The organism is Skermanella rosea, from assembly GCF_016806835.2.
In the GTDB taxonomy this organism is placed as follows: Bacteria; Pseudomonadota; Alphaproteobacteria; order Azospirillales; family Azospirillaceae; genus Skermanella; species Skermanella rosea.
The window spans coordinates 5,246,448-5,272,680 of sequence record NZ_CP086111.1 but is presented as its reverse complement, the minus strand read 5'-3'; the positions used below and the strand labels follow the sequence as shown (position 1 = coordinate 5,272,680).

Genomic DNA, 26,233 nt, shown 5'->3' with positions numbered 1-26,233 from the left:
TGCTACGCCGGGACGGCCATCCCTGCCCACAGCTTTTGCTGCAATGCAACAATTTGTCCCGACGCCGAACCGTTTCGGGCTGCGATCCGGTCAGGAGGGCCGGCTCGCGCGCAGCACCGGAGCGCCGCCCGCCGCCGCTTTGCCGCCGTCGAAGCTGGGTTCCCGCCGCTGGGTCGCCGGGTCGGCCGCACCGGCGGCGGTGCGCCTGCGCGACGGCCGCCGTCCGCTCAGCCAGAAGGTCAGGCCGGCGATGCCGAAGGTCCCGGCCAGGATGCCGATCACGCCGGTCCGCACCCATTCCGGCACGATGATCCCGCTGCCCGCCGGGTCCGGCGCTTCGCGCATGCCTTCCGGCGGGGCTTGCCCGACGGAGTCGACGGCGGTGCGGGGGGCGGCCTGGGGAACCGGTTCACCGGGCGCCGCGGCGCGCCTCGCCGGAGCGGGCGCGGTGTAGCTGGAGTTCCCGGCGGTCTCGGACTGGCCGGAGGACCGGCCGACCACGCCGAGGGCCTGCACGCCCTCGGGCGCGCCGTGGGAGTCGACCTGGGTCCTCGGCGCCGCCATCGGCTTGGGCGCTTCGCCGCGGGGGGCCTGGCTCGGCTGGGGACGGCCGTTCGGCCCGGCGAGATTGCCCATGGTCGGCGCCGCCGCGGCCTGGCGTGCCGCGAGCATATGGTTGGTGGTCGCTTGGTCGAGTTCTCCCGTCTGCTTCAGCCCGGCCGATTTCTGATAGGCGCGCAGGGCCGTGCGGGTCGGATCGTTCATGTCGCCGTTGGGACGGCCCTTGAAGAAACCCTTGTCCTTCAGGATCGTCTGCGCCCACTGCACGTCGGCGCTCTTCGGATCGGCGGCACGGGCCGGACCGGCCCCGGGAGCCGATACCGACAGGCAGACCGCAACGCTCAATACCGCGAGCCAATGCCCCCGGAACCCCATTCCAAAAACTCCCTGGCAGAGTAACCCTATCTTTCATATCAGGCCATGCCCCGGGCGCGCCGCAGTTTTTTTGGCACCCGCCGCCGGGAAGTTCGGGTGTGATACGTTGGCGCAACAATCAGTAGCGGATAACGGAGGGGCGGCCTGGAACCCGAGCCCCCGCCGGGGTGTTCACGCTGCGATCCATCCAAGGAGCAGCGCCGTGGAAAGGAAGCCGGTTCCCGATCTTTCCGATGCCCTGAAGAGCGATCCCGCGGAGAACGCTCGGACTGTCGAGAGACTGTTCGACGACGAATCGGGGCAGGAGGCGCAGGAAGCCAATCTCAAGATGCGGAAGACCCGGGAGGCCGACAAGCCTGCCGATCCGCTCGGAGGTTCTCCGGCCGTTGAACGCTTCGGCAGTCCGGATTGAATGTCGAAGCATATAATTTGATGTTTCAGTATCGTTGCAGTCATGTTTCGCAAAGATCTCCATCATGCAAGGAGTAATGGATTCTTCCTGCAATGAAGGTGTCACCTATATGGCACAGCAAGAGGATTCGGTCGGAATTAGACCTTTGCTCTTTTTGTGATGCATTGATTTATCCTTAGAAATCCGCTCCAGGGTTCATGTGTTTCGGAGCGGTTCGATGTTGTCCAGATCGAGGTCCTTGAGTGCTGCCTTGCTTGCCGGAGCGGCACTGGCGGTGATGCAGCCCCAGCCGGCCGAGGCGCAGCTCACGGTGAAGCTCGGTGGTTTCACGACCTTCCGGGGTGCCACCTTCGACGGCGACGCCCCCGGCGCGACCACCCGGGAGTTCCAGAACGAGGTCGAGATCCATGTCGCCGCCGACGGCAAGGCCGACAACGGCCTGCTCTACGGCGCGCGGATCGAGCTGGAGAACGAGGGCGCCGGCGGCGGCATCGTCACCGACGAGGCGTCGGTCTATCTCGGCGGCGCCTGGGGGCGGCTGGAATTCGGCGACCAGGACGGCGCCGCCGACCAGCTGTTCGTCTTCGCGCCCACCGTGGGCAACGGCCAGATCGACGAGGACTGGTTCGACTTCGCCGGGCCGGACATCGATACCGACGACCTGCTGCTGCCGACCGACACCTCCGACTCGACCAAGGTCACCTACATGACCCCGGAGATCGGCGGCCTGCGGGCCGGCGTCTCCTACACGCCGCAGCTCGACAGCGAAGGCCAGAACGTCGTCGGCCTGGATCCGACGGACCCTGACACGGACAACCTTTACAAGGACCTGATCGAGGCCGGCATCGGCTACGAGCGGGAGGTCGCCGGCTTCTCGCTGGAGATCGGCGCCGGCTATGTCCACGGCGACGCCAACGATGGGACCGAGGCGGAGGATTTCGACGCCTGGGGCGTCGGCGCCCAGGTCGGCTACCAGGGCTTCAAGGTCGGCGGCGCCTACAACGACAACGGCGACAGCCTGATCGAGACCGACGACCCGGACGCCAAGTCCTGGAACGTCGGCGTCAGCTACGAGGCGGATGCCTGGGGCGTGGCGGCGCAGTACCAGAAGGTCGACCTGCCCGGCCGGGGCATCGACATCTATGCCGTGGGTGCTGCCTACCAGGTCGCTTCCGGCCTGACCGTCGGCCCCGACCTGATCTTCTTCGACGACGAGGATCCGGAGGTCGGGGACGGCTACGTGGCCCTGATCGCGGTCAACCTGGAATTCTGACTCGGGCGGGCGCGGTTCACCGACGCCGCGCCTCCTGGAGACCCTTGCGCGCCAGCTCGTCGGCGCGCTCGTTCTCCGGGTGGCCGGCATGGCCGCGGACCCAGTGGAACTCGATCTCGTGGCCGGCCTTGGCGGCGTCCAAGCGCTGCCACAGCTCGACGTTCTTGACCGGCTTCTTGTCGGCGGTCTGCCAGCCGCGGGATTTCCAGCCATGGATCCACTTGGTGATCCCGTCCTTGACGTACTGGCTGTCGGTGTGGAGCCTGACCTTGACCGGGCGCTTCAGCGCCTCCAGGGCCTGGATCGCCGCCATCAGCTCCATCCGGTTGTTGGTCGTGTTCGGCTCGCCGCCGCACATTTCCTTCTCGACGGCGCCGTAGCGCAGGATGGCGCCCCAGCCGCCCGGCCCCGGATTGCCGCTGCAGGCACCGTCGGTATAGATGTCGACGACCTTGGGGCCATTCGATTCGGTGCCCATTCCGGTCACTCCAGCCCGTAGTCGCCGGGGCCGCGCACCTGCTGGTGGAAGCGCAGCTTGTTCCAGTATTCCAGCGGGTTCTTGGGCTTGACGAAGGCCCCGGCGGGGTGGTTCAGCAGGTCGTACAGGCGGGTCAGCAGGAACCGCAGGGCGCTGCCGCGGGCCAGCAGCGGCAGGGCCGCCAGTTCAGCGTCTGACAGCGGCCGGACCTTGCGATAGCTCGACAGCAGCAGCCGCGCCTTGGTCGCGTTGAACGCGCCGTCGGGCTCGAAGCACCAGGCGTTCAGGCAGATCGCCACGTCGTAGGCCAGCAGGTCGGTGCAGGCGAAATAGAAGTCGATCAGTCCCGACAGGTCGCGCCCGCGGAAGAACACGTTGTCGGGGAAAAGGTCGGCATGGATCACGCCGGAGGGCAGGGCGTCCGGCCCCTCGGCCGTGGGCCAGCGCACCTCCAGCAGGTCCAGTTCCGCCGCCAGGGCTTCCGCCAGGCCCGGCTTGACCTCGTGCGCGCGGTCGGCGCAGGCCTCGAACAGGGGCCGCCAGCCGGAGACGGACAGGTTGTTGGCCCGGCTCATCGCGAAATCGGCCCCGGCCAGGTGCATGGCGGCCATCGCCTCGCCCAGCGCCGCGCAATGGTACGGGTCGATCCGCCGGGGCCACATGCCGTTCAGGAAGGTCACCAGCACGGCGGGCCGGCCGCACAGCTCCCGGAGCGCCTCCCCGTCATGGCCGTGCAGCGGCACGGGGCAGCCGACGCCCTTGGCCGCCAGATGCTCCATCAGGCCCAGGAAGAACGGCAGGTCGGCGCGGTTCACCCGCTTCTCGTACAGGGTCAGGATGTACGGGCCCGATTCCGTCACCAGCAGGTAGTTGGAGTTCTCCACCCCTTCCGCGATGCCCTTGCACGACAGCACCGCGCCCAGCGGATACTGGGCGGTGAAGGCGTTCAGGTCCTCGTCGGAAACTTCTGTATAGACGGCCATGGCGGTTCGGCAACTAACCCTTTTCGGATCGGGGGTCAAGCTCCGCTTGGGGGCGGGGCATCGAGCCTTCCGCCTGCGACATCGCCGTCCTTGAGCGGGCGCAGGTACCGTCATACGAAAGTGTGGACAGCCGTCCGACCGAGGTGGTGCCCGAATGACCGATGGGAGCGACGATGGAGGCGGCGGCCGGCGTCTGATCCGGCAGCACGACCAGTTCGCCAGGCAGCTGCTCGACCAGCCCGGGGTGGCCGACGCGTTCCTTCGGGAACGGTTGCCGGCCGGGCTGGTGGACGCCGGGCTGCTGGATTTCGGTTATGTCCTGGTCGACCTGGGGGCGATCGCCGACCATGAGCTGTCCCGGCATCCCGAGTTGCAGGCCGGGTTGCTGGTGCTGAAATACGCCGGCCGCGACGCCGACCCGCAGGAGACGCTGGAGCGCCTGCTGTCCGTCGCGGCGGGCGCCGGCTTGACGGTGATCGTGTCGGTGGTCAGGTATCTGTTCGGGGCGGCCGAAGCCCTGGACCGGGAGCGGTTGAAGGCCATGCTGGGCCGTGTCGTGCCGAAGGAGGATGAGAAAGTGGCGTCGATGGCGCTCCGCGAATATCTGGACGAGGCGAGGGCGGAGGCACGTGCCGCTGCATTGGTCGAGGGCCGGGCCGAAGCCATGGCGGAGATGCTGCTCCGGCAGCTGGGGCGCCGGTTCGGTCCGCTCCCGGAGGGGGCGGTCCGGCGGGTGCGCGGGGCCTCCCTCGCGGAACTCGACCGTTTGGCCGACGATATCTTCGACGCGCCGTCGCTCGAGGCGATGCTGGGGGATTGCCGCTAGGCTCGCCGGCGGCATACGAGGGCACGCGCCGAGCCTCGGTCCGGCACGAAAGAAATTCACGCTGGCGTCACGCAGACGCAGCGCTTTTGTCTAAAAGTGCATCTGCGCTACTACCAGAGAATGATCGTGCCAGACCTCCGGACCGCCGCCCCCGACGAAGCCATTCCCGGAGCCGGTCGCCCGCGGGCGCGATCTCCGCGCGGCGGACATGCTGGTGCCGCTGACGCCGATCCATTTCCAGACCGCCTGCGAGGCGGTCGTCCAGCATCTGGTCGACCATGCGGAGTGGCCGGCCCTGGCTGTGGTCGGCGACGACGACCGGGTCGTCGGACTGGTCAGCCGGACCGACCTGCTCTCCATCCTGGCCAAGCCCTTCATGCGCGACCTCTATCAGCGCCGGCCGATCGAGTCGCTGATGCATCGGACGCCGCTGGTGGTCGATGCCGGGGCCAGCCTGGACGAGATCGGCCTGTGCATCGCGAACGAGGCGCCGGACGCGCTGGTCAACGGCTTCGTCATCGCGGAGGCGGGCCGCCATGCCGGGCTCGGCACCGCGATCGACTACATGAAGCGGCACGTCGAGCAGGCCCAGCGCCGCGGGCGCGACCTGGACATGGCGCTCCGCGCGGCGTGCCGGGAGAGGGCGCGTGCTTCTGGTTCACCATCCCGGTCGAGATCCTGGCCCCGCCCGTGCTGCCGGAACTGACCGACACCGAAGGCTTGCGGGTGCTGGTCGTGACCGACGACGCGGTGACGCCGGATCGGTGCCGATCTCCGCGATGCGGCCTACGCTGTCCAGGACTTCATATTCCGCTACATCCACGCGGCGTAGATGCCATGCAGCCCAAACCCGACACGCTGCTGGCGGAACGCTCCATCCTGGTCGTCGACGACGAGCGCTTCACGCGCGCCCTGGGCGGCCGTCTGCTGGGATATCTCGGCGCCAAGGGCGTCCACCAGGCGGAAAACGGGGCCGACGCGCTGTGGATGCTGGAAGGCGGCAGGATGGAGTTCGACGCGGTCATCGCCGACCTGAACATGCCGCGGATCAACGGCCTGGAGATGCTGAAGGCGATCCGCTCGGGAGCCAACGGCTGCCGCCGCGACCTGCCCGTGATCATGCTGACCGGACATTCCGACATGGAACTGGTCAGCCGCGCCATGGCGCTGGACATCAACGGTTTCATCGTCAAGCCGGTATCCCAGGGCGCCCTTGCCTCGCGGCTGGCCCGGGTTTTCGGCGAGGAGATCCGCACTATCCGCTCCGGGACCGAATACGCCAAGGTGGACGTGCGGCTTGGCTTCGGCGAGCCGCCGGCGGAACGGGCCGGGTCCCCGGAGAAGGCCGGGCTGCCGACCCGGCCGCTGCCGGTTCCTCCCGAGGCGCCGGACGCCGGGATGGTCAGGAGGGCGCTGGCCGACGTGCCCCCGGGAAGCGTGCCGGCCCAGGACGTGATCATCCCGTCCGGCCTGGTCATCGTCGGCAAGGGAACGTTGATGAGCAAGAGGCTGATCCAGCGGCTGAAGGACCTGGCGGATCTCAGTATCGTGCTAGAACATGTCTGGATCCGGGAATAGCGGTCCCGCACAGTGTTCTTGATGACGTTCGGCGGAGCGGAGTGCCGCAGGCCGGCCTTCGCCCGTCAGGGCGAACGCCGACACCCTGCATCGACGCTCCAGCCAAGCTGTCGGCGTCGGCCTTCGGCCGAGGCCGACCTACGACAAATCAATCGAAAACACCATGCCGAGGCACTAATCCGGGATTCCCACTCCGCTCGCGGCTATCATCACCTCAATGCCGCTTGCCTTTGCGATGCACAAAAAGGCACGGAGAAATGTCACAATCCGACGATTACTTTGTGGCGACCTCAAGTGCGGGATACACCCCGCACGGGTACGTGAAATCGTCAGCATTGTTTGCCGTTCAACTCCGGAGCCACGAAGCATGATTCTCGTCAACGAAGACACGGGTGTCGAACTCGACATCACCGACCAGATCGCCAGGCTGCTGGAGATCGGGCGGATGGCGGATTTCGACACGGACGAGAACCACGACTTCATCATGGGGCTGGGCCGGCGGATCACCCTGGCGACCGGACCCGACGTCCCCGCCGGCGTGCTGTCCGGCCTGATCGGGCGGATGCCCCTGGATTACGCCGCCTATGTCGGCGACCTCTGGGCGGAGGCGGCGGAGTTTCCCAACGGCCGTCCGCCCGAACCGGGGTTCCGGTTCGGGTTTGCGGGGATCGGCGAGGCCATCGGGCTGGCGCGCCTGTTCCGCCGCAGCGCCGAGAAGGGCGCCGGCCCCTGAATCCCAGGGCCAGGGACCCCGGTCCGCGGCGCTATTCCGCCGCCGTCGTCAGAACCCTCGGCAGCTTGAACACGACGTCCTCCCGGGTCAGCGTCACCTCCTCGATGGTGACGTCGAACCGGTCGCGGGCGCCCTGGATGACTTCCTGGATCAGGACGTCGGGGGCGGAGGCGCCGGCGGTGACCCCCAGCGTCCGGACGTCCTCCAGCGCGCTCCAGTCGATGTCCGTCGCGCGCTGGACCAGCATGGCGCGCTCGCAGCCATGGGTCCGGGCGACCTCGACCAGACGCATGGAGTTGGACGAATTGGGCGCCCCCACCACCAGCACCATGTCGGCGCGCGGCGCTATCGCCTTGACGGCCTGCTGCCTGTTGGTCGTGGCATAGCAGATATCCTCCTTGCGCGGCTTCTCGATCGCCGGGAAGCGGGCCTGGAGCGCTGCCACGATGGCGGCGGTGTCGTCCACCGACAGGGTCGTCTGGGTCACGAAGGCCAGGTTTTCCGGATCCTCGACCTCGATCCTGGAGACATCGCCGACGCTCTCGACCAGCACCACGCTTCCTTCGGGAAGCTGGCCCATGGTGCCGACCACCTCCGGATGCCCGGCATGGCCGATCAGGATCACCTGCCTGCCCTGCTCGTGGTGGCGTTCCGCCTCGATGTGGACCTTGCTGACCAGCGGGCAGGTGGCGTCCAGATAGAACATCCGGCGCCGCTCGGCCTCGGCCGGGACCGCCTTGGGCACGCCGTGGGCGGAGAAGACGACCGGAACGTCGTCGGGAATCTCGTCCAGCTCGTCGACGAAGACGGCGCCCTTGGCCTCCAATCCCTCGACGACGAAACGGTTGTGGACGATCTCGTGGCGGACATAGACCGGTGCGCCGTACTTTTCCAACGCGACTTCGACGATCTGGATCGCGCGGTCAACCCCGGCGCAGAAGCCCCGCGGGCTGGCCAGCAGGATGGTCAGAGGCCTGGACATAGTTCAACCTTGCACTTGGTACCCCCGGCGGGGCGTCCCGCCGGGGTAGGGATGGTGTGGCCGGCTTGTGCGGTGCCGATACCTTGCTCTACAGTCGCACCGCACGAACCTACAAGCGAGTCATCAAGTGGCGATGTTTTTCGGACCCGACCGTAATATAGGAACGCTTGGCAGGAAAGCCCGCGGCGCATCGCTGGCAGCCGTCATACCCCTGATGGCTGCCTGCTCCGGCGCCGGCGGCCAGCCTCCCGCGGCGGCGGAAGCGAACGCCGTCCCGCTGGCCTGCCCCCGCGTGACGATTCCGGAGGAGACCCGCGAGGTGACCCGCTTCCGCGCCAGCGGCGGCCGCGACCTGACGGACGTCACGTCGCGGGCCGCGGTGCTGGACTATACCGGCGGGTGCGAATATGGCCGCGACGGCGTGACCGTCAACCTCAATCTGGTCCTGGGGGCCGAGCGCGGACCGGCGACCCGCGATACCCAGGGAGCGTACCGCTACTTCGTCGCCATCACCGATCCGGCCGGCCGGATCATCGCGAAGCGCGAGTTCGACACCACGATCGACTTCTCGCCCAACGTGGGCCGCGGCGGCTCGATCGAGGAGCTGCAGCAGCAGATCCCCCTGGCCGAAGGCGTCAGCGCGGCCAACTACGGCGTGGTCGTGGGCTTCCAACTCGACCCGGCCGAACTGGAATTCAACCGGAATCCGCAGAGGAGCTTCTGACGACGGAATTTCCGGGGGTGCGTCCGCTGGTCGCGGGGTTCCCGGCGGCCGGGGTTTCGGCGTGGCGTGATGGCGGGGGCGTGTTACAAATCCAGGTATCGGTTTATTGACGACGCGGGCCTGCCCTGGAGACCGCCGGCAGCCCGATCCGGAAACCGGCCGGTGAGTGCCGGCCGGCGAGTGAAGGCCAGCACAGGGGCGCCACGCCTGTCATGACGGAACTCAGTCTCGGCTTCGGCCTCGCGTTCACCGACCTGTACGAACATGCCGGGCTTTCCGGGCTCGACCGCCGGTTCACGGACCATCTCCGTCAGGCCGACGCCGCCCTGGCGGACCGGCTGCTGGCCGCCCGGGCGGAGCCCGGGGCGCTGGACGCCGCGGCCGAAAGCGCCGTCCTGATCGAGCTGGCGCCCCATCTCGACGATTTCGTCGGCCTGCTGTTCGGCATCGGCGGGGCGTTGCGCGACCTCGCCGCGCGCCATCACCAGCTGGCGCCGCTCTACGCCGCCAAGCGCCTGTTCGTCCAGCGCCGGGCCGCCAAGGCCTATCGGCCGGAGCAGGCCGCCGGGCTTGACGGCGACGCGCTGACGGCGGCGCTCGAAGCGCATCTCGGCATCCAGTTCGACGAGCTGACCTTCGCCGGTGCGGTCCTCGCCTGGGGCGAGGACGAGGCGGCCCATGCCGCCGAACTCGACCTGGCCGTCCGCTACGCCGCCTGGGCGCTCCACTCCGGACCCGGACAGGCGCGGCACGGGCATGGCGTGCTGTTCCAGGTGCCGCACAAGTCCGATCCCGAGCATCTGGTGCCGCTGGAAACGGTGGAGACAGCCGGCGTCACCATGATGCGGCTGCCCGAGGACCGGCGCCGGCTGCGCCAGGGGTTCGGCCTGACCGATCCGGGCACCGACCTGATCGGCGCGCTGGACGAGGCGAACTACTGCATCTGGTGCCATCACCAGGGCAAGGACAGCTGCTCCAAGGGCCTGCGCGACCGCAAGACCGGCCGGTACCAGAAGAGCCCGTTCGGCGTGACGCTGGCCGGTTGCCCGCTGGAGGAGAAGATCTCGGAGATGCACACGGTCAAGGCCCAGGGCCATGCCGTGGGGGCGCTCGCGATGATCGTCACCGACAATCCCATGTGCGCCGCGACCGGCCACCGTATCTGCAACGACTGCATGAAGGCCTGCATCTACCAGAAGCAGGAGCCGGTGGACATCCCGCAGGCCGAGACGCGCACCCTGAAGGACGTGCTCGAACTGCCCTGGGGGTTCGAGATCTACAGCCTGCTGACCCGCTGGAACCCGCTGGACATAAGGCGCCCGCTGGCGCGGCCCGACAGCGGCTACAAGGTGCTGGTGGTCGGGCTGGGGCCGGCGGGGTTCACCCTGGCGCACCATCTGCTGAACGACGGGCACACGGTCGTCGCGATCGACGGGCTGAAGATCGAGCCGCTGCCGGCCGACCTGTCGGGCGTCCTGCCCATGGGCCGGCGGGTCCCTTTCCGGCCGATCCGCCAGATCGCCGACCTGCGCGACCATCTGGACGAGCGGATCATGGCCGGGTTCGGCGGCGTCGCCGAGTACGGCATCACCGTCCGCTGGGACAAGAACTTCCTGAAGCTGATCCGCCTGCTGCTGGAGCGGCGGCGCCGGTTCGTGATGGTCGGCGGCGTGCGCTTCGGCGGCACCCTGACCATCGAGGACGCCTTCGACGCCGGCTTCGACCATATCGCGCTGTGCGCCGGCGCCGGGAAACCGACCGTGATCCCGATGCGCAACGGCTTGGCGCGCGGCGTCCGGCAGGCGTCGGACTTCCTGATGGGGCTCCAGCTCACCGGCGCCGCGAAGGAGGAGTCGGTCGCGAACCTGGAGGTCCGCCTGCCCATCGTGGTGGTCGGCGGCGGCCTGACCGCGATCGACACGGCGACCGAGTCGCTGGCCTATTACCCGGTCCAGGTCGAGAAGTTCCTGCGCCGCTACGAGATCCTGTCGGCCGAGCGGGGCGAGGAGGCGGTCCGCCGGGCCTGGTCGGAGGAGGAAGCCCTGGTCGCCGACGAGTTCATCGCACACGCCCGGGCGATCCGGGCGGAGCGCGAGCGGGCGCGGGTCGAAGGCCATCCGCCGAAGCTCCAGCGACTGCTCGACGGGTGGGGTGGGGCGACGATCGCCTACCGGCGCCGCCTGATCGACTCGCCGAGCTATACCCTGAACCACGAGGAGGTCGAGCACGGCCTGGCCGAGGGCATCCGCTTCGTCGAGGGCGTCAGCCCGCGCGCGGTCGAGGTGGACCGGTTCGGCCATGCCTCGGGATTGCATCTCCGCCACGAGGCGGCCGGGCCGGACGGCGTGGTGGCGCCGGCCGCCGAGGACGTGCTGCTGCCCGCCCGCACGATCCTGATCGCGGCGGGCACCCAGCCCAACACGGTCCTGGCGCGCGAGGAGCCGGAGTGGGTCGAGTTGGACGGCCGCTATTTCCGCGCGCTGGACGAGAACGGCGACCCCGCCGTGCCGGAGCGGCTGTGCAAGCCGGAGGCGGTCCATGTGCTGATGAGCCGCCATTCCGACGGACGCTCGGTCTCGTTCTTCGGCGACCTGCACCCGTCCTTCGCCGGCAACGTGGTCAAGGCCATGGGCGGGGCGAAGCAGGGCTATCCGGTCGTCTCGCGCGTGCTCGCCCGCCGCCAGCCCACGGCGGTGCCGGCGGACGCCGTGATCGACATGGCGAACCACGACCTGAGGGCCACGGTCCACCACGTGGTCCGGCTGACCCCCAACATCGTGGAGGTCGTCGTCAAGGCGCCGCGCGCCGCCGGGCGGTTCCGGCCCGGCCAGTTCTACCGTCTGCAGAATTTCGAGACCCTGGCCCATCAGGTGGACGGCACCACCCTCGCGATGGAGGGGCTGGCCCTGACCGGCGCGTCGGTCGACCGGAAGCAGGGGCTGCTGTCCACCATCGTGCTGGAGATGGGCGGCTCGTCGGACCTCTGCGCACTGCTGAAGGCGGGCGATCCGGTGGTCCTGATGGGGCCGACCGGGACCGCGACCGAGATTCCGGAGGGCGAGACCGTCTGCCTGGTCGGCGGCGGCCTGGGCAACGCCGTGCTGTTCTCGATCGGGCAGGCGTGCCGGGCCAGGGGCAACCGGGTGGTCTATTTCGCCGGCTACAAGAAGCTGATCGACCGCTACAAGGTCGACCAGATCGAGGCGGCGGCCGACCTGGTGGTCTGGTGCTCCGACGAGGCGCCCGGCTTCGAGCCGGGCCGGCCCGGCGACCGCCGCTTCGTCGGCAACATCGTCCGCGCGATGCAGGCCTATGCCGACGGCGAGCTGGGCGAACCCGCCATTCCCCTGGACCAGGTGGACCGCATCGTCGCGATCGGCTCGGACCGGATGATGCACGCGGTGGCGCTGGCCCGGCACACCGTCCTGGCGCCGTACCTGAAGCCAGGGCACGTGGCGATCGGCTCGATCAACAGCCCCATGCAATGCATGATGAAGGAGATCTGCGCCCAGTGCCTCCAGGCCCACAAGGACCCGGAGACCGGCGCCGAGACTGTGGTCTTCTCCTGCTTCGACCAGGACCAGGACCTCGACCGCGTCGATTTCCCGAGCCTCAACGAGCGCCTGCGCCAGAACGGCGTCCAGGAGAAGCTGACGGCCCAGTGGATCGACCGCTGCCTCAAGGCCCTTCAGGTCCGCCGGAGGGCGGGGTAGGCCATATGTCGAAACCGGCGTCTCGCAGGTCGGCCTTGGCCCGCAGGGCCAAGGCCGACCTGCGCCGGCAACCCTGTTTTCCCGGCCCTGATGTCAGACCGTCAGCCGGTCGCGGTGCCGGGCCAGCACCTCCTCCGGGACCAGCCCGCGGCTGACCAGTTCGTCCACCGACCTGAAGGGCCTGTTCGCCAGGATGCGCTTGGCGCGCGCCTTCCCGATATGCTTCAGGCTCGTCAGGTGGCTGGGCGGAGCCTGGTTGATGTTGATCGCCCCGGTCGGCGCGGCCTCGTCCTGTCCGGCCGGCTTGGCCTCGGGACCGGGTTGCTTCGGCTGCCTGGCCTCCGCGTTTCCTGCGCTGCCGGCAAGGGCGTTGTAGGCGACGGCGGCACCGACGGCGCCCGCCGCAACCGCGGCGACGGTTCCGGCGACGGTCTTCTTGTCCAATTCCACTCTCGGGTCTCCTGATGGTTCCGATCCTATAACGGGACCGGAACGGGCAGGGTTCCGTACGCGAGGTCAGACCGGGGTCTGCCGCTTCAGGATGCAGGTCAGCGCCTTCGCCGCGCCCTCGATGTCCGCCTTGAGCGCCGCCCGGGCCGCCGGGCCGTCGCCGCGCAGCAGCGCGTCGCGGATCGCCCTGTGCTCGGCGTTGGAGGCGCCCAGGTTGCCGGCGGAGTTCAGCAGGTCGAAATAGGGGCCGATCCGCAGCCACAGGGACTCGATGATCGACAGCATCGACTCCGACCCCGCGGCCCGGTAGATCGTGAAGTGGAATTCCCGGTTGGCCGGGACGTAGCGGCGGCCGTCGCGCTCCGCGTGGGCAGCTTCCATCTCGGCGATCAGGGCGTCCAGCCGTTCCAGGTCGGCGGTGGAGATCGACCGCGCCGCCCATTCCGTCGCCACCCCCTCGACCTCGATCCGGACCCGCTTCAAATCCTCCAGCCGCTCGACGCTTAGCGGCGGGATGCCGACCGAGCGTCCGGCGACGACGGTCAGCGCCTTTTCCGCGACGAGGCGGTGAAGCGCCTCCCGCACCGGCATGGCGCTGACGCCGAAGGCGTCGGCCAGGCTCTGGATCGTCACCGTCCGGCCCGGCTCGATCCCGCCGTTCAGGATCAGGTCCTTGAGCTGGCGATAGACATGGTCCTGGACGGTTTCCCGGGGTACCGGACGCAGGGGAAGGGTCTTGGACGTGACCGCCATCGGCGTTGCTTTCTTTTCCTCGGCGCCTCGAAGGGCCTTGCCTCGATCCATGATCTTTGATTTATGATCAAAAGAACCGGACGGTCAACCGTCGACGTGGTCGCACCCGCGGCCGCGAACCTGGGGAGGAAAAACATGACGGACTTCCGCGCCAACGGAAGGAGGGCGCTGGTCACCGCCGGCGCTTCGGGCATCGGGCTGGCGATCGCCCGCGCGCTGGTCGAGGCCGGGGCCAAGGTCCATGTCTGCGACGTGGACGAGGCGGCGCTGGCCCGCTGCCGCGAGGCCCTGCCGGATGTCGGGACCACGGTCGCCGACGTGTCGGACGAGGCCGCCGTGGACCGGCTGTTCGACGAGATCCGGACCGGCCTGGGCGGCCTGGACGTGCTGGTCAACAATGCCGGCATCGCCGGACCGACCGCCGCGATCGAGGACATCGACCCGCAGGACTGGCGCCGCTGCATCGACATCGACCTGACCGGCCAGTTCCTGTGCGCCCGGCGCGCCGTGCCGATGCTGAAGCAGGCGGGATCCGGCGCCATCATCAACATGTCCTCGGTCGCGGGGCGCCTGGGATACGCGTTCCGCACCCCCTACGCCGCCGCCAAGTGGGGCGTGATCGGGCTGACCGAGAGCCTGGCCAAGGAGCTGGGGCCGTCCGGCATCACCGTCAACGCGATCCTGCCCGGCATCGTCGCCGGTCCGCGGATCGAGAAGGTGATCGGCGCGCGGGCGGACCAGTTGGGCGTGACTTATGGCGAGATGGAGCACGAGTACCTGCAGAAGGTCTCGCTGCGCCGCATGGTGACGGCCGAGGACATCGCCGCCACGGTCGTCTTCCTGGTGTCGCCGGCGGGGCGCAACGTCTCAGGCCAGTCGCTCAGCGTCTGCGGCAACGTCGAAAACCTGTGAGGACAAGCTGATGAACCAACGGGCATCCATCGTCGGGTCCGGCCTGATCGGCCGTTCCTGGGCCATCGCCTTCGCCCGCGCCGGCTGGGACGTCGCCCTGTGGGACCAGGCCGATGGCGCCGCCGAGGCCAGCCGGGCCACCACCCTGGCCCTGCTGGAGGACCTGGCGTCCGAGGACCTGCTGAACGGCCAGTCCGCCGCCGAGGTCGGCGGGCGGGTCGGCGTCGCCAAGACCCTGGCCGAGGCGCTCGACGGCACCTCCTGGGTGCAGGAGAACACGCCCGAGATCGTCGAGATCAAGCGCGAGGTCTGGGCCACCATCGATCCGCTGGCGCCTGAAGGGGCAGTCTGCGCCAGTTCGACCTCCGGCATCGTACCGTCGGCCTTCACCGAGGCGCTGCAGGGGCGAGGCCGTTGCCTGGTCGCGCACCCGATCAACCCGCCCTACCTGATCCCCGCGGTCGAGCTGGTGCCGGCCCCCTGGACGACGCCCGAGGCGATGAAGCGCGCCGAGGAGATCATGCGCGCGATCGGCCAGTCGCCCATCGTGATGTCGCGCGAACTGGACGGCTTCGTCATGAACCGGCTCCAGGGCGCGCTTCTGGAGGAGGCGTTCAGGCTGGTCGCCGACGGCTTCTGCACGGTCGAGGACGTCGATGTCGGCCTGCGCGAGGGCCTGGCGCTGCGCTGGTCCTTCATCGGGCCGTTCGAGACGATCGACCTGAACGCGCCCGGCGGCGTGCGCGACTACGTCTCCCGCTACGGCGGGCTTTATGAACGGCTCTACAAGTCGATGCAGCGCCGCGCCGACTGGACCGGCGAGGTGTTGGACACGGTCGAACGCCAGCGCCGCGAGCGGACCCCCGCGGACAAGCTGGCCGACCGCCAGCGCTGGCGCGACCGCCGCCTGATGGCGTTGAGCCGGCACAAGCGCAAGGCCGCGGCCGACATCGGAAACTGAGGAGGAAACGAGATGGCACAATCCCGCAAGGTCATCATCACCTGCGCCGTCACCGGCGCGATCCATACCCCGTCGATGTCGCCGCACCTGCCGGTGACGCCGGAGGAGATCGCCGATGCCGCGATCGGGGCGGCGGAGGCCGGGGCGGCGATCGTCCACCTGCACGCCCGCAACCCCGAGACCGGCAAGCCCGACCAGAGTCCGGAGGCGTTCCAGCCCTTCCTGAAGGTGATCAAGCAGCGGACCGACTGCGTGATCAACCTGACCACCGGCGGCGCTCCCTACATGACGGTGGAGGAGCGGGTCCGGCCGGCGGCGACGCTCCAGCCGGAGGTGGCGTCGCTCAACATGGGCTCGATGAATTTCGGCCTGTACCCGATGCTGAACCGCTTCAAGGAGTTCAAGTTCGAGTGGGAGCGGCAGCACCTGGAGAACAGCCGCGACCTGGTGTTCAAGAATACCTTCAGCGACATCGAGTATGTCCTGAGGACCTGCATGGAGAACGGCACCCGGTTCGAGTTCGAGTGCTACGACGTCTCGCACCTCTATAACCTCGCCCATTTCCGGGACCGGGGGCTGGTCAAGGGGCCGCTGTTCGTCCAGACCGTATTCGGCCTGCTCGGCGGCATCGGGCCTCATCCCGAGGACGTGCTTCACATGAAACGGACGGCGGACCGGCTGTTCGGCGACGATTACCGCTGGTCGGTGCTGGGCGCCGGGCGCAACCAGATGCCCATCGCCGCGATGGCCGCCGCCATGGGGGCCAATGTCCGGGTCGGGCTGGAGGACAGCCTGTGGGACGGTCCGGGCAAGCTGGCGGAGAGCAACGCCGTCCAGGTCCGCCGTGTCCGCGGCATCCTGGAGGGACTTGGCCTGGAAGTCGCGACCGCCGCCGAGGCGCGCGAGATCCTGGCGCTCAAGGGCGGCGACCAGGTCGCGTTCTGACCCTGCGGGAACCCGCCTCGGCCGATCAGTCGGCCTTGGCGGTTTCCTTGCCCCCGGTTTCCTTGTCCCCGGTCTTCTTGTCCCCGGGGCCGTTCTTCTTCTCGGCCAGGTCCTCGACCTTCTCGCGGACCTTGTCGTTGGGCTGCTTGTCCGGGTCGGCCTCGATCCGGACGGGCGCGGTGCCGTCGTCGATCATGTCCAGCTTCTTCGCCGCCCCCTTGGACAGGTCGAGCACCCGTCCGTCCACATAGGGTCCGCGGTCGTTGATCTTGACGTCGACCGACTTGCCGGTCTCCTCGTGGGTCACCGTCGCCGTGGATCCCAGCGGCAGCTCCTTGGAGGCGGCGGTCATCTTGTTCTCGTTGAAGGTCTCGCCGTTGGCGGTCTTGCGGCCGTTGAACTTGCCGCCGTAGAACGACGCCTCGCCCTCGATCACGACCGAATCCCCGTCCGCGGGCTTGTCCTCGGCCAAGGCGGGGGATAGGGCGGCACCGATCAGCGGCCCGGTAATCCCGAAAGCAACGAAAAGCGAAGCCAAAGTCGTCCGCATGCCGATGTCCTGACCTTTGATGAAGGGTGGCAGATAAACATCGGCCCCGACCGGCGGTTCCGACTTGATTTGGGGGTAGTCGGCGCTCCGCCCGGCGCCTGTCGATTCCCCTGGCCCGGAAAGCCGGATTCGTGGATGTTGCGCCGCGGGAACAATCAACCGTCCGGAGAGGTATGGTGCATGACGGACCCGATCGCTTTCGTCCTGGCGGTCATCGGCCTGCTGGCCACGCCCGGCCCGACCAACACGCTGCTCGCCGCGTCGGGCGCCGCGGTAGGATTCCGGCGCTCGCTGCACCTGATCCTCGCCGAGGCGGCGGGGTATCTCTGCTCGATCCTGGTGCTGGCGGTGATGCTGGGACCCGCCACGCAGACATGGCCGTCGTTCAACGCGACCCTGCGCATCCTGTGCGGCGCCTACCTGGCGTACCTGGCCTGGCGGCACTGGAGCGCCGTGATGGACGGCATGGAGGTACGGCCCGTCCCGTTCGCGCGGGTGTACGTCACGACCCTGCTGAACCCCAAGGCCCTGGTGCTCGCCTTCACCGTCGTCCCGCACCTGGGAAGCGGCGCTTTCGCGGCGGCGGCTCCTTACCTGGCGGGGCTGGTCGGCCTGATCGTCCTGCTCGCGAGCTGCTGGATCACGGTCGGGACCCGGCTGACCGCCGGAGCGTCGGGCCGGTCGCGGCAGCGCTGGGTGCAACGGGTGAGCGCCGGCGTCCTGGGCCTGTTCGCCGTCATCATCTCGGGATCCGCCTTCGCCGGATGAGCCCCGGTCCCGGGCATCGTGGCACATCTGCATCCTTTCGACGCAAAATGCAGGTTTCCCGGAATTGCCGGCTTGCATGCACTGCACTATATTCCATAATGAAAAAAGGGATGTCGTACGTCGCGGCGGTCTCCGTCCGATCCCAGCCAGTCCAGACAAAGTCAGAGGAACCGGGAGTTGCTGTCCCAGAAAGCCAAGTACGCCTTGCAGGCCCTGCTGGTGCTCGCCGAACTGGACGAGGGCGAGTCCCTGATGATCGGCGACATCGCCGAGCGGCAGCGCCTGCCCAAGCGCTTTCTCGAACAGATCCTGCTGGACCTCAAGCATCAGGGCGTGGTGCAGAGTTGGCGCGGCAAGAATGGCGGCTACGCCCTGTTGAAGCCGGCGGACAAGATCTCCTTCGGCGAGATCGTCCGCATCATCGACGGTCCCCTGGCGCCGCTGCCCTGCCTCAGCCGCATGGCCTATCGCCGCTGCGAGGAATGCGTGGACGAGGAGCGGTGCGCCGTCCGGCGCGTCTTCGCCAAGGTGCACGACGCGACCACGGAGATCCTGGACGGCATGACCCTGGCGCGTGCCCTGGGCGGCACCGGAGAGGTCCGGGAACTGCTGCGCAGCGCCGGGTAACCGGCCCGGACATACGGACTTCCCATCCATGACGTGGGACCAGGGAACGCTCCTGGCGGTGCTGGGGGCGACGCTCGGCGTGTTCATCCTCGACCGCTGGCGTTTCGACATCGTCGCCATGGCGAGCCTGATGACCTGCGTCCTGGCCGGCCTGATCGCGCCGGAGGATGCCTTCGCCGGATTCAGCAACCCGGCGGTCGTCACCGTCGCGATGGTCCTGGTGATCACCCGCACGCTGGGCCGGACCGGCGTGGTGGACGAGGCGGCGCGCCGCTGCACGGCGCTGGCCGGCGGCCCCATGGGGCATGTCGCCGCGATCTGCACCCTGGGTGCCGGCCTGTCGGCCTTCATGAACAATGTGGGGGCGCTGGCCCTGCTGATGCCGATCGCGCTGTCCACCACCCGGCGGAACGGCTATCCGGCCGGCATGCTGCTGATGCCGCTATCCTTCGCGACCCTGCTGGGCGGCATGGTCACCCTGATCGGCACCCCGCCGAACCTCCTGATCTCCGCCTTCCGGGCGGAGGCCACCGGCTCCCGTTTCCTGATGTTCGATTTCCTGCCGGTGGGATTGGCCCTCGCCGTCGCCGGCGTGGCGTACCTGGCGCTGGCCGGCTGGCGGCTGATCCCGCGCGATCGTGGCGTGGCGCGCGACGACATCGACCGGTTCCGGGTCAACGACTATGTCACCGAGGCCCTGGTCCGCCCCGGCTCGCCCTGGGCCGGTTGCAAGGTCGAGCAGCTCGAGGCCGAGCGGGGCGCCAGCGTGATCGGGATCATCCGCGACCGCCGCCGGGTGTTCGCGCGGCCGGGGACCGTCAGCTTCCAATCCGGCGACGTGGTGCTGCTGGAGACCGACACCGCCACCCTGCGGCAGCTGGTCGAACTTGAGGGCTTCGCCCTGGTGGCCCAGGGCGGCGGCGGGCGGCAGCTCGTCCTGACCGAGGCGATCGTCGTGCCCAACGCCCTGATCCAGGGCAGCAGCGCCCTGTCGCTGGACCTGCGGGAGCGCTGGGGCGTCAACCTCGTGGCCGTGTCGCGGCAGGGGCGCCGGTTCGAGGGGCGCCTGCGCGACGCCAACCTGAGCGCCGGCGACATCCTGCTGCTGGACGGCGACCGCGACACCGTGGCCGAGGCCATGGCCGAGTTGGGCTGCGTCCCGCTGGCCGACCGCAAGCTGGAGTTCGAGCCGCGGCGCACCCTGCTGGCCCTGCCGCTGTTCGGCGCGGCGGTGGCGGTCGCCGCCTTCGACCTGGCCTCGGCGGCGGTGGCCTTCACCTGCGCCGTCATCCTGATGCTCGCCACCCGCATCATCCGCCCGATGGCCCTGTACGACAGCATCGACTGGCCGGTCATCGTGCTGCTGGGCGCCATGATCCCGCTCGGAACCGCGGTCCAGACGACGGGCCTGGCCGACAGGATCGGCGACGCCGTGATCATGCTGGCGCCCCAGGCCGGCGCCATGGGCATGCTGGCGGTGGTCCTGGTCGCCACCATGGCGGTGACGCCCGTGCTGAACAACACCGCGACCGTGGTGATCATGGCTCCGGTGGTGATCAGCATCGCCCGGCAGCTCGGCGTGTCGCCCGACGCCTTCCTGATGGCGGTGGCGATCGGCGCGTCGTGCGATTTCCTCACGCCCTTCGGCCACCACAACAACTCGATCGTCCTGGGGCCGGGCGGCTACCGGTTCGGCGACTTCTGGCGCGTCGGACTGCCGCTGGAGCTGATCGTCATAGCCCTGTCCCTGCTGGTCATCCCGCGCGTCTGGCCGTTCTGACGGGAGCGTCCGGCCCCGAGGGACGGATCAGCCCGGAATGATCCTGTCCTCCTTCAGGCGGGCGAACAGGTCGAAGAAGCTGTCCGGCGTGCTCTGGTAGTCCAGGAATCCGGCCTTGCGGCTCTTGGTCATGTCGGTGACCACCTCCATCGGGCGGCCCAGGTCGGCATCCGTGTGCCACCACGAGGCCAGCCGGATCAGGTCGGCTTCGGCCAGGCCGTGGCGTTCCGCGATCCCGCGCCAGATCGGGCCGGCCTCCGCCATCGCCTGTTCGAGCGGCCGGGCTTCGCCCCGGTAGGGAGCGGCCTCGATCCCGAAATAGGCCGCGAGGCGCGGCCACAGCCAGTTCCAGCGGAAGACGTCGCCGTTGACCACGTTGAAGTCCTCGTTGCGGCCGGCCTCCGACGTGGCGGCCCATTCCAGGTGGCGGGCGAGCAGGCGCGCGTCGGTGATGTCGGTCAGGCCGCTCCACTGAGTCGGCGAGCCGGGGAACGCGAAGGGCAGGCCGGCTTCGCGGCAGAGGGTGGCGTAGACCGCCAGCGTCACGCCCATGTTCATGGCGTTGCCGACCGCGTAGCCTATGATGGTGTGCGGCCGGTGGACGCTCCAGGTGAAGCCGCGGCGCTCCGAGGCGGCGAACAGCTCGTCCTCCTGGGCATAGTAGAAGTTCTCGACGGGCTGGCGCCCCTGCTCCTCGCGGAACGGGGTTTCCGGCACGGCGCCGGCGCCATAGGCCTCGAACGGCCCCAGGTAATGCTTCAGCCCGGTGACCAGGGCGACATGCTGCAAGCCAGGAGCCGAGCCGACCGCGTCCAGCAGGTTGCGCACCATCCCGCCGTTGACGCGGCAGTTCTCGGCTTCCGTCGCTTGGCGCGACCAAGCCGAAATGAAGACGTGGCTGACGTCCAGGCCCTTCAGGGCCGCCGCCGTCTCGTCCGGTTTGGACAGGTCGGCCGCGACCGCCCTGATCTCGGGCCGGCGGAACGACGGACGGCGCGCCAGGCCGTGGACGGTCCAGCCCCGGTCGAGCAGCCGTTCGGCAAGGTTTCCGCCGACGATGCCGCCCGCGCCGACGATAAGCGCCGATTTCGACATGGTATGCACTCCGATCGATTGTCCTTCGGGGCGCCGCCCGCTGTCCGCAGGCGCGCCTCTCCGTGGGTAACGATCGAGAACCGCCTGTGGGGACAGGACCGTCTTCAGTTAATTGTGGAAAATCCTAAGATTGTACGGTGCAAACCTGCTATGCCGTGCCAGAGGTGAATCAGTTTGACAGATCTTCAATGTAACAAATATGGTTATGTATCGCAGTATGCGGAATTAGCCGTGACAGGCTGCAAGTTTTTATCAAATCGTAGTGTTAAATAGGCGGAGGCGGTGATATGGCGATCAACAGGCTTGTCGGGTCGGGAAGCAGGTCGGTGCGCAGGCTGGTCGCCGGCGGCATCGCCGCGGCCCTGTGCCTCGTCGCCGCCCAGGCGTCGGCCGAGGTCTCGACCGTCCGGTTCGCCCGGCAGCTCGGCCTGGGATATCTCCAGCTCTACGTGGCGCAGGACCTGAAGCTGGTCGAGAAGCACGCGAAGCAGGCGGGGCTCGGCGACGTGACCGCGACCTACGCGCCGCTGGGCAGCCCCTCCGCGGTCAACGACGCGCTGCTGTCCGGCAGCGCCGATCTGGCCGCCGCCGGCATCCCGCCGTTCCTGATCCTGTGGGACAAGACCCGCGGCAATATCGGCGTGCGGGCGCTGGCGACGTTGAACTCCCAGCCGGCCTACCTGAACACCAACCGGCCGGATGTGAAATCCCTCGCCGATTTCACGGAGAAGGACCGGATCGCGGTTCCGACCGTCAAGCTGTCGTACCAGGCGATCATCCTCCAGATGGCCGCGGAGCAGGCGTTCGGCGAAGGCCGGCATGCCAAGCTCGATACCATGACCGTGTCGCTGAGCCATCCGGAGGCGACGATCTCCCTGCTGTCGGGCCGGACCGAGGTGACGGGCAGCTTCACCAGCCCGCCGTTCCAGTACCAGCAGCTCGAGAGCGACAAGGTCCACCGGGTGCTCAGCTCCTACGACGTGCTGGGCGGCCCCGGTTCGTTCAGCGCGCTGTGGGCCACCGGCCGCTTCGTCGAGAACAACCCGAAGACGGCCAAGGCGGTGCTGGCGGCCATGGACGAGGCGAGCGCCTTCATCCGGGAGAACCCGGCCAAGGCGGCGGAGATCTATATCCGCCTCGACAACTCCAAGCTGGCGCCGGAGTTCGTCCAGCGGATCATCGCCGATCCGGAGATCCAGTACTCCACGACGCCGCAGAACATCCTGAAATACACCGATTTCATGTCCCGCATCGGCACCCTGAAGAACAAGCCCGAAACCTGGCAGGAGCTGTTCTTCCCCGACCTGCACGACCGTGCGGGAAGCTGAGCCCGAGACACAGATGGAGGCATCGAAAGCCATGGGCCGGGTTCTCCCCTTCGCCCCGCAGGACGCCGACCCCGGAGTCCTTCTCGACGTCGACAACGTGACGCTCCAGTACAAGACGGAGTCGCGTCTCGTCACCGCCACCTACAAGGTAGATTTCCAGGTCCACCGGGGCGACCGCTTCGTGCTGCTGGGCCCGTCGGGCTGCGGCAAGAGCAGCCTGCTGAAGGCCGTCGCCGGCTTCCTCAAGCCGGTCGAGGGCACCATCCGGCTGAACGGCGCGCCGGTCCGCGGCCCCGGTCCCGACCGCATGGTGGTCTTCCAGGAGTTCGACCAGCTCCTGCCGTGGAAGACGGTCCAGCAGAACGTCGTGTTCCCGCTGCGCGCCCGCGGCGTTCCGGCGCGCGAGGCGGAGGAGCGGGCGCGCGCCTACATCGCCAAGGTCGGGCTGGACCGTTTCCGGGAGTCCTACCCGCACACCCTGTCGGGCGGCATGAAGCAGCGGGTGGCCATCGCCCGCGCCATGGCGACCGAGCCGGAAATCCTGCTGATGGACGAGCCCTTCGCGGCGCTCGACGCGCTGACCCGCCGCCGCATGCAGGAGGAGCTGCTCCAGCTCTGGGACGACGTGCGCTTCACCGTTCTGTTCGTCACCCACTCCATCGAGGAGGCGATCATCGTCGGCAACCGCATCCTGGTGCTGTCGCCCCATCCCGGACAGGTCAAGGCGGAGCTGAACTCCCACGCCTTCGGCCACGACAAGAGCGAGGGCTTCGCGGCCCTGGAAAACCGCATCCACACCATGCTGTTCGCCGAGCAGCAGCCGGCCCCATTCCGGGGAGCCCCGTCCCCGGGAGCCCCGTCCGTGACCAGGGCCGCCCGTCCATGACCGCCCATCCGCAACGCCTGGTCCCCTCGGTCCGGCCGGAGTTCGAGCGCGGCGTGACCGACGCCGGCGTGATCGGCGACATCAGCCGGCCGCTGTCGGCCTGGGAGCGGCTGACCGGGAACACGCTGGCCCGGCGGATCTTCATCCTGGTCCTGCTGGGCGCCGCCTGGCAGGGCTATGCCGTCTGGACCCAGAACCCGCTGATGTTCCCGACCCTGTCGGAGACGCTGGCGACGCTCTGGACCAGCCTGGTGGACGGGACGCTGATCGAGCGCTGCGTGACCTCGCTCCGCGTCCTGGTGGTGGGTTATGCCGCCGGCATCGCCGCGGCGTCGGTGCTGACCATGCTGGCGGTCACCACCCGCTTCGGCAACGACCTGCTGAGCACCCTCACCAGCATGTTCAACCCGCTGCCGGCGATCGCCCTGCTGCCGCTGGCGCTGCTGTGGTTCGGCCTGGGCGAGGGCAGCCTGACCTTCGTGCTGGTCCACGCCGTGCTGTGGCCGATGGCGCTCAACACCCATTCCGGCTTCATGGGCGTCAGCGAGACCCTCCGCATGGCCGGGCAGAACTACGGCCTGAAGGGCCTGCGCTACGTCCTGCTGATCCTGGTGCCCGCGGCGCTGCCGTCGATCCTGACCGGCCTGAAGATCGGCTGGGCCTTCGCCTGGCGTACCCTGATTGCCGCCGAACTGGTGTTCGGTGTCAGCTCCGGGGCCGGCGGCATCGGCTGGTTCATCTATGAAAACCGCAACCAGCTGGAGATCCCGAGCGTCTTCGCCGGGCTGCTGATGGTCATCATCATCGGCCTGCTGGTCGAGAGCGTGGTCTTCCGAACCCTCGAAATCCATACCGTCAGAAAATGGGGAATGCAGCGATGAGCCCGAGCTCGACGCTTCTCGACGACATCGACGTGGTCCCGGTCTCGCCCGTGCTGGGCGCCGAGATCAGGGGCATCGACCTGTCCCGCGGCCTGGACGACCGCCAGTACGAGCGGGTCAACCAGGCGCTGCTCGACCACCGCGTGATCGTGTTCCGCGGCCAGCACCTGTCCGACGACGACCTGCTGGCCTTCAGCCGCCGATTCGGTACCCTGGACAAGGCGCCGCCCAACGAGAACGGCAAGCAGTTCGTGCCCGGCTACGAGGAGATCTACGTGATTTCCAACGTGGTCGAGAACGGCGTCGCGATCGGGGCGCTCGGCGCCGGCGAGGCGTCCTGGCACACCGACATGTCGTTCCTGCCCGATCCGCCGCTGGGCAGCGTGCTCTATTCGCTGGAAGTCCCGCCGGCCGGGGGAGACACCTGGTTCCTGAACACGGTGCTGGCCTACCGGTCGCTGCCCGACGACCTGCGCGCCCGGGTAGACGGCCTGTCGCTGAAGCATGACAGCACGACCAACAGCGGCGGCTTCATCCGCTATGGCTACGAGAAGCCGACCGACCTGGCGACCTCGCCCGGGACAGTCCATCCGCTGGTGATCACCCACCCGGAAAGCGGCGACCGCGCCCTGTACCTGGGCCGCCGGCTGAACGCCTTCGTCGTCGGCCTGCCGATCGGGGAGGGCGAGGCCCTGCTGGACGAGCTGTGGGCCCACGTCGCCAAGCCAGAATTCACCTGGGCGCATTCCTGGCGGAAGGGCGACTTGGTGATGTGGGACAACCGGGTCACCATGCATCGCCGCGACAGCTTCGACAACCAGTACCGCCGCCTGATGCACCGCACCCAGATCCGGGCGCGGCACAAGGCTTGAGTTGCGGACGGCCGGGGCGATCCCCCGGCCGGTTTCAGTTCGCGTAGAAGATCTCCAGACCTTCCGATTCCGACGAGAGCGATTCCAGGGCCTGCTCCGCGTCGGACAGGGCGTCCCACAGGTCGCGGGCCAGGGTCCGGCGGTCGCATTCGGCAACGGGGCTGTCCAGCAGCCGCCCCAGCTTGCGGTGGGACACCAGCGCCTTGTGGCGCATCCAGGCGACCCGTGCCCGTTCAGCATCGCCGAGAGCCGCTTCCAGGTCGCGAAGGGTCACGGGGGCGTCCTCCGGGACATAGGTCAGGCGGGCATAGGCGGCCGGCAGCCGGGCGGTCTGGCGCAGCACCGTGCCGGGAAGCTGGAGCATGGCGAAACCCGCCGGCCACGCGCTGTCGTCGGCCAGGCTGAGGATCAGGTCGAAGCTTTCGCCGGTCCGGACCGGCGCCGGGATCACGTGGGTTCCCATCAGCCCTCCGACGGCACCGGCGACGGCGGGATGGCGCGCCAGGTCGGCCAGGAACCTGGCGGAGCCGCCCCGGCGCGCCGCCGCGGCGATGCCGTCCCGGCTGAGCACCCGGAAAGGGGCCGCGATCGAGGGCCGGTGGCGCCGTCCCGCCGCCCCGTCGGCGGACAGGTCCAGCGACCAAGCCGGCGGCTCCAGGGCCAGATGGCGGTCGGGGTTGAAGTCAGGTTCCGCGCCCGGCTGACTGCTCCGGCGCGACGTCAGGGGAATGATCGTCGCATCCATCGGCATGCCTCCTCCGTGGTTGTCCGTTCTCAACTCCGACCA

The 26,233-nt window shown here is 68.8% G+C and carries 27 protein-coding genes; 18 read left to right on the top strand and 9 right to left on the bottom strand.

The features are described from left to right. Positions 1 to 90 precede the first annotated feature (90 nt). A complete protein-coding gene (locus JL101_RS24640; RefSeq protein WP_203099650.1) occupies positions 91 to 906 on the bottom strand; it encodes a peptidoglycan-binding domain-containing protein in 816 nt (271 codons plus the stop codon). A 232-nt stretch (positions 907 to 1,138) separates the two neighbouring features. On the opposite strand from JL101_RS24640, the gene JL101_RS24635 reads away from it, so the two are divergent. Then, on the top strand, positions 1,139 to 1,348 hold the full coding sequence (locus JL101_RS24635; protein WP_203099649.1) for a hypothetical protein: 210 nt from the start codon (positions 1,139 to 1,141) through the stop codon (positions 1,346 to 1,348). A gap of 238 nt (positions 1,349 to 1,586) precedes the next feature. Continuing rightward, positions 1,587 to 2,621, top strand: a complete 1,035-nt coding sequence (locus JL101_RS24630; protein ID WP_203099648.1) for a porin — start codon at positions 1,587 to 1,589, stop codon at positions 2,619 to 2,621. A gap of 16 nt (positions 2,622 to 2,637) precedes the next feature. Here JL101_RS24630 and rnhA read toward each other — a convergent pair whose 3' ends face one another. Both rnhA and JL101_RS24620 read right to left on the bottom strand, forming a co-directional pair. After that, entirely contained in the window at positions 2,638 to 3,099 is a 462-nt protein-coding gene (gene rnhA, locus JL101_RS24625) for a ribonuclease HI (RefSeq protein WP_203099647.1), read from the bottom strand. 5 nt (positions 3,100 to 3,104) lie between these two features. Then, entirely contained in the window at positions 3,105 to 4,082 is a 978-nt protein-coding gene (locus tag JL101_RS24620; RefSeq protein WP_203099646.1) for a homoserine kinase, read from the bottom strand. A gap of 154 nt (positions 4,083 to 4,236) precedes the next feature. Between JL101_RS24620 and JL101_RS24615 the strand changes: the two genes are divergently transcribed. From JL101_RS24615 to JL101_RS24600, 4 genes are all read left to right on the top strand, one after another. Then, a complete protein-coding gene (locus JL101_RS24615; protein WP_203099645.1) occupies positions 4,237 to 4,908 on the top strand; it encodes a DUF4351 domain-containing protein in 672 nt (223 codons plus the stop codon). A gap of 208 nt (positions 4,909 to 5,116) precedes the next feature. Then, positions 5,117 to 5,614 (top strand): CBS domain-containing protein, encoded by a 498-nt coding sequence (locus tag JL101_RS24610; protein ID WP_203099644.1) that lies wholly within the window; start codon positions 5,117 to 5,119, stop codon positions 5,612 to 5,614. A 131-nt stretch (positions 5,615 to 5,745) separates the two neighbouring features. Then, complete coding sequence (locus JL101_RS24605) at positions 5,746 to 6,486, top strand: response regulator (protein ID WP_203099643.1); 741 nt, start codon at positions 5,746 to 5,748, stop codon at positions 6,484 to 6,486. 367 nt (positions 6,487 to 6,853) lie between these two features. Continuing rightward, positions 6,854 to 7,219: a hypothetical protein gene (locus tag JL101_RS24600; protein WP_203099642.1), complete on the top strand. Its 366-nt coding sequence runs from the start codon at positions 6,854 to 6,856 to the stop codon at positions 7,217 to 7,219. 31 nt (positions 7,220 to 7,250) lie between these two features. Here JL101_RS24600 and ispH read toward each other — a convergent pair whose 3' ends face one another. Next, a complete protein-coding gene (gene ispH / locus JL101_RS24595) occupies positions 7,251 to 8,201 on the bottom strand; it encodes a 4-hydroxy-3-methylbut-2-enyl diphosphate reductase (protein WP_203099641.1) in 951 nt (316 codons plus the stop codon). A gap of 214 nt (positions 8,202 to 8,415) precedes the next feature. Here ispH and JL101_RS24590 point away from each other — a divergent pair, with 214 nt between their 5' ends. After that, positions 8,416 to 8,925 (top strand): hypothetical protein, encoded by a 510-nt coding sequence (locus JL101_RS24590; protein WP_228435140.1) that lies wholly within the window; start codon positions 8,416 to 8,418, stop codon positions 8,923 to 8,925. Between the two features lie 212 nt (positions 8,926 to 9,137). Further along, positions 9,138 to 12,638: an FAD-dependent oxidoreductase gene (locus JL101_RS24585; protein WP_203099640.1), complete on the top strand. Its 3,501-nt coding sequence runs from the start codon at positions 9,138 to 9,140 to the stop codon at positions 12,636 to 12,638. Positions 12,639 to 12,731: 93 nt separating this feature from the next. Here JL101_RS24585 and JL101_RS24580 read toward each other — a convergent pair whose 3' ends face one another. Together JL101_RS24580 and JL101_RS24575 are read right to left on the bottom strand one after the other, a co-directional pair. Continuing rightward, a complete protein-coding gene (locus tag JL101_RS24580) occupies positions 12,732 to 13,088 on the bottom strand; it encodes a ComEA family DNA-binding protein (RefSeq protein ID WP_203099639.1) in 357 nt (118 codons plus the stop codon). Between the two features lie 66 nt (positions 13,089 to 13,154). After that, positions 13,155 to 13,841 (bottom strand): GntR family transcriptional regulator, encoded by a 687-nt coding sequence (locus JL101_RS24575; protein ID WP_203099638.1) that lies wholly within the window; start codon positions 13,839 to 13,841, stop codon positions 13,155 to 13,157. Between the two features lie 135 nt (positions 13,842 to 13,976). Between JL101_RS24575 and JL101_RS24570 the strand changes: the two genes are divergently transcribed. From JL101_RS24570 to JL101_RS24560, 3 genes are read left to right on the top strand one after another with little or no spacing between them, the layout of a single operon-like run. Then, positions 13,977 to 14,753 (top strand): SDR family oxidoreductase, encoded by a 777-nt coding sequence (locus JL101_RS24570; RefSeq protein ID WP_203099637.1) that lies wholly within the window; start codon positions 13,977 to 13,979, stop codon positions 14,751 to 14,753. Positions 14,754 to 14,763: 10 nt separating this feature from the next. Next, entirely contained in the window at positions 14,764 to 15,714 is a 951-nt protein-coding gene (locus JL101_RS24565; protein WP_203099636.1) for a 3-hydroxyacyl-CoA dehydrogenase, read from the top strand. 12 nt (positions 15,715 to 15,726) lie between these two features. After that, positions 15,727 to 16,659: a BKACE family enzyme gene (locus JL101_RS24560; RefSeq protein ID WP_201075013.1), complete on the top strand. Its 933-nt coding sequence runs from the start codon at positions 15,727 to 15,729 to the stop codon at positions 16,657 to 16,659. 25 nt (positions 16,660 to 16,684) lie between these two features. Here the strand turns inward: JL101_RS24560 and JL101_RS24555 are convergent, their stop codons facing one another. Continuing rightward, a complete protein-coding gene (locus tag JL101_RS24555; RefSeq protein ID WP_203099635.1) occupies positions 16,685 to 17,209 on the bottom strand; it encodes a septal ring lytic transglycosylase RlpA family protein in 525 nt (174 codons plus the stop codon). 180 nt (positions 17,210 to 17,389) lie between these two features. Here JL101_RS24555 and JL101_RS24550 point away from each other — a divergent pair, with 180 nt between their 5' ends. From JL101_RS24550 to JL101_RS24540, 3 genes are all read left to right on the top strand, one after another. Further along, positions 17,390 to 17,977 (top strand): LysE family translocator, encoded by a 588-nt coding sequence (locus JL101_RS24550; protein WP_203099634.1) that lies wholly within the window; start codon positions 17,390 to 17,392, stop codon positions 17,975 to 17,977. 177 nt (positions 17,978 to 18,154) lie between these two features. Next, a complete protein-coding gene (locus JL101_RS24545; protein WP_201075000.1) occupies positions 18,155 to 18,604 on the top strand; it encodes an RrF2 family transcriptional regulator in 450 nt (149 codons plus the stop codon). Between the two features lie 28 nt (positions 18,605 to 18,632). Further along, positions 18,633 to 20,384, top strand: coding sequence for an SLC13 family permease (locus JL101_RS24540; protein ID WP_203099633.1), 1,752 nt, complete (start codon positions 18,633 to 18,635; stop codon positions 20,382 to 20,384). 27 nt (positions 20,385 to 20,411) lie between these two features. Here JL101_RS24540 and JL101_RS24535 read toward each other — a convergent pair whose 3' ends face one another. Beyond that, positions 20,412 to 21,479 (bottom strand): SDR family oxidoreductase, encoded by a 1,068-nt coding sequence (locus JL101_RS24535; RefSeq protein ID WP_203099632.1) that lies wholly within the window; start codon positions 21,477 to 21,479, stop codon positions 20,412 to 20,414. 287 nt (positions 21,480 to 21,766) lie between these two features. On the opposite strand from JL101_RS24535, the gene JL101_RS24530 reads away from it, so the two are divergent. The 4 genes from JL101_RS24530 to JL101_RS24515 are packed head-to-tail and all read left to right on the top strand — an operon-like array spanning position 21,767 to position 25,446. Further along, positions 21,767 to 22,807, top strand: coding sequence for an ABC transporter substrate-binding protein (locus JL101_RS24530; RefSeq protein WP_203099631.1), 1,041 nt, complete (start codon positions 21,767 to 21,769; stop codon positions 22,805 to 22,807). Between the two features lie 13 nt (positions 22,808 to 22,820). Next, on the top strand, positions 22,821 to 23,693 hold the full coding sequence (locus tag JL101_RS24525; protein WP_228435138.1) for an ABC transporter ATP-binding protein: 873 nt from the start codon (positions 22,821 to 22,823) through the stop codon (positions 23,691 to 23,693). Continuing rightward, positions 23,690 to 24,574, top strand: coding sequence for an ABC transporter permease (locus JL101_RS24520; protein WP_203099630.1), 885 nt, complete (start codon positions 23,690 to 23,692; stop codon positions 24,572 to 24,574). Before JL101_RS24525 ends, JL101_RS24520 begins: the two co-directional genes overlap by 4 nt. Beyond that, a complete protein-coding gene (locus tag JL101_RS24515) occupies positions 24,571 to 25,446 on the top strand; it encodes a TauD/TfdA dioxygenase family protein (RefSeq protein WP_203099629.1) in 876 nt (291 codons plus the stop codon). The genes JL101_RS24520 and JL101_RS24515 overlap by 4 nt, the downstream gene beginning before the upstream one ends. A 34-nt stretch (positions 25,447 to 25,480) precedes the next feature. Here JL101_RS24515 and JL101_RS24510 read toward each other — a convergent pair whose 3' ends face one another. Then, a complete protein-coding gene (locus JL101_RS24510) occupies positions 25,481 to 26,191 on the bottom strand; it encodes a hypothetical protein (protein ID WP_203099628.1) in 711 nt (236 codons plus the stop codon). Between the last annotated feature and the right edge of the window lie 42 nt (positions 26,192 to 26,233).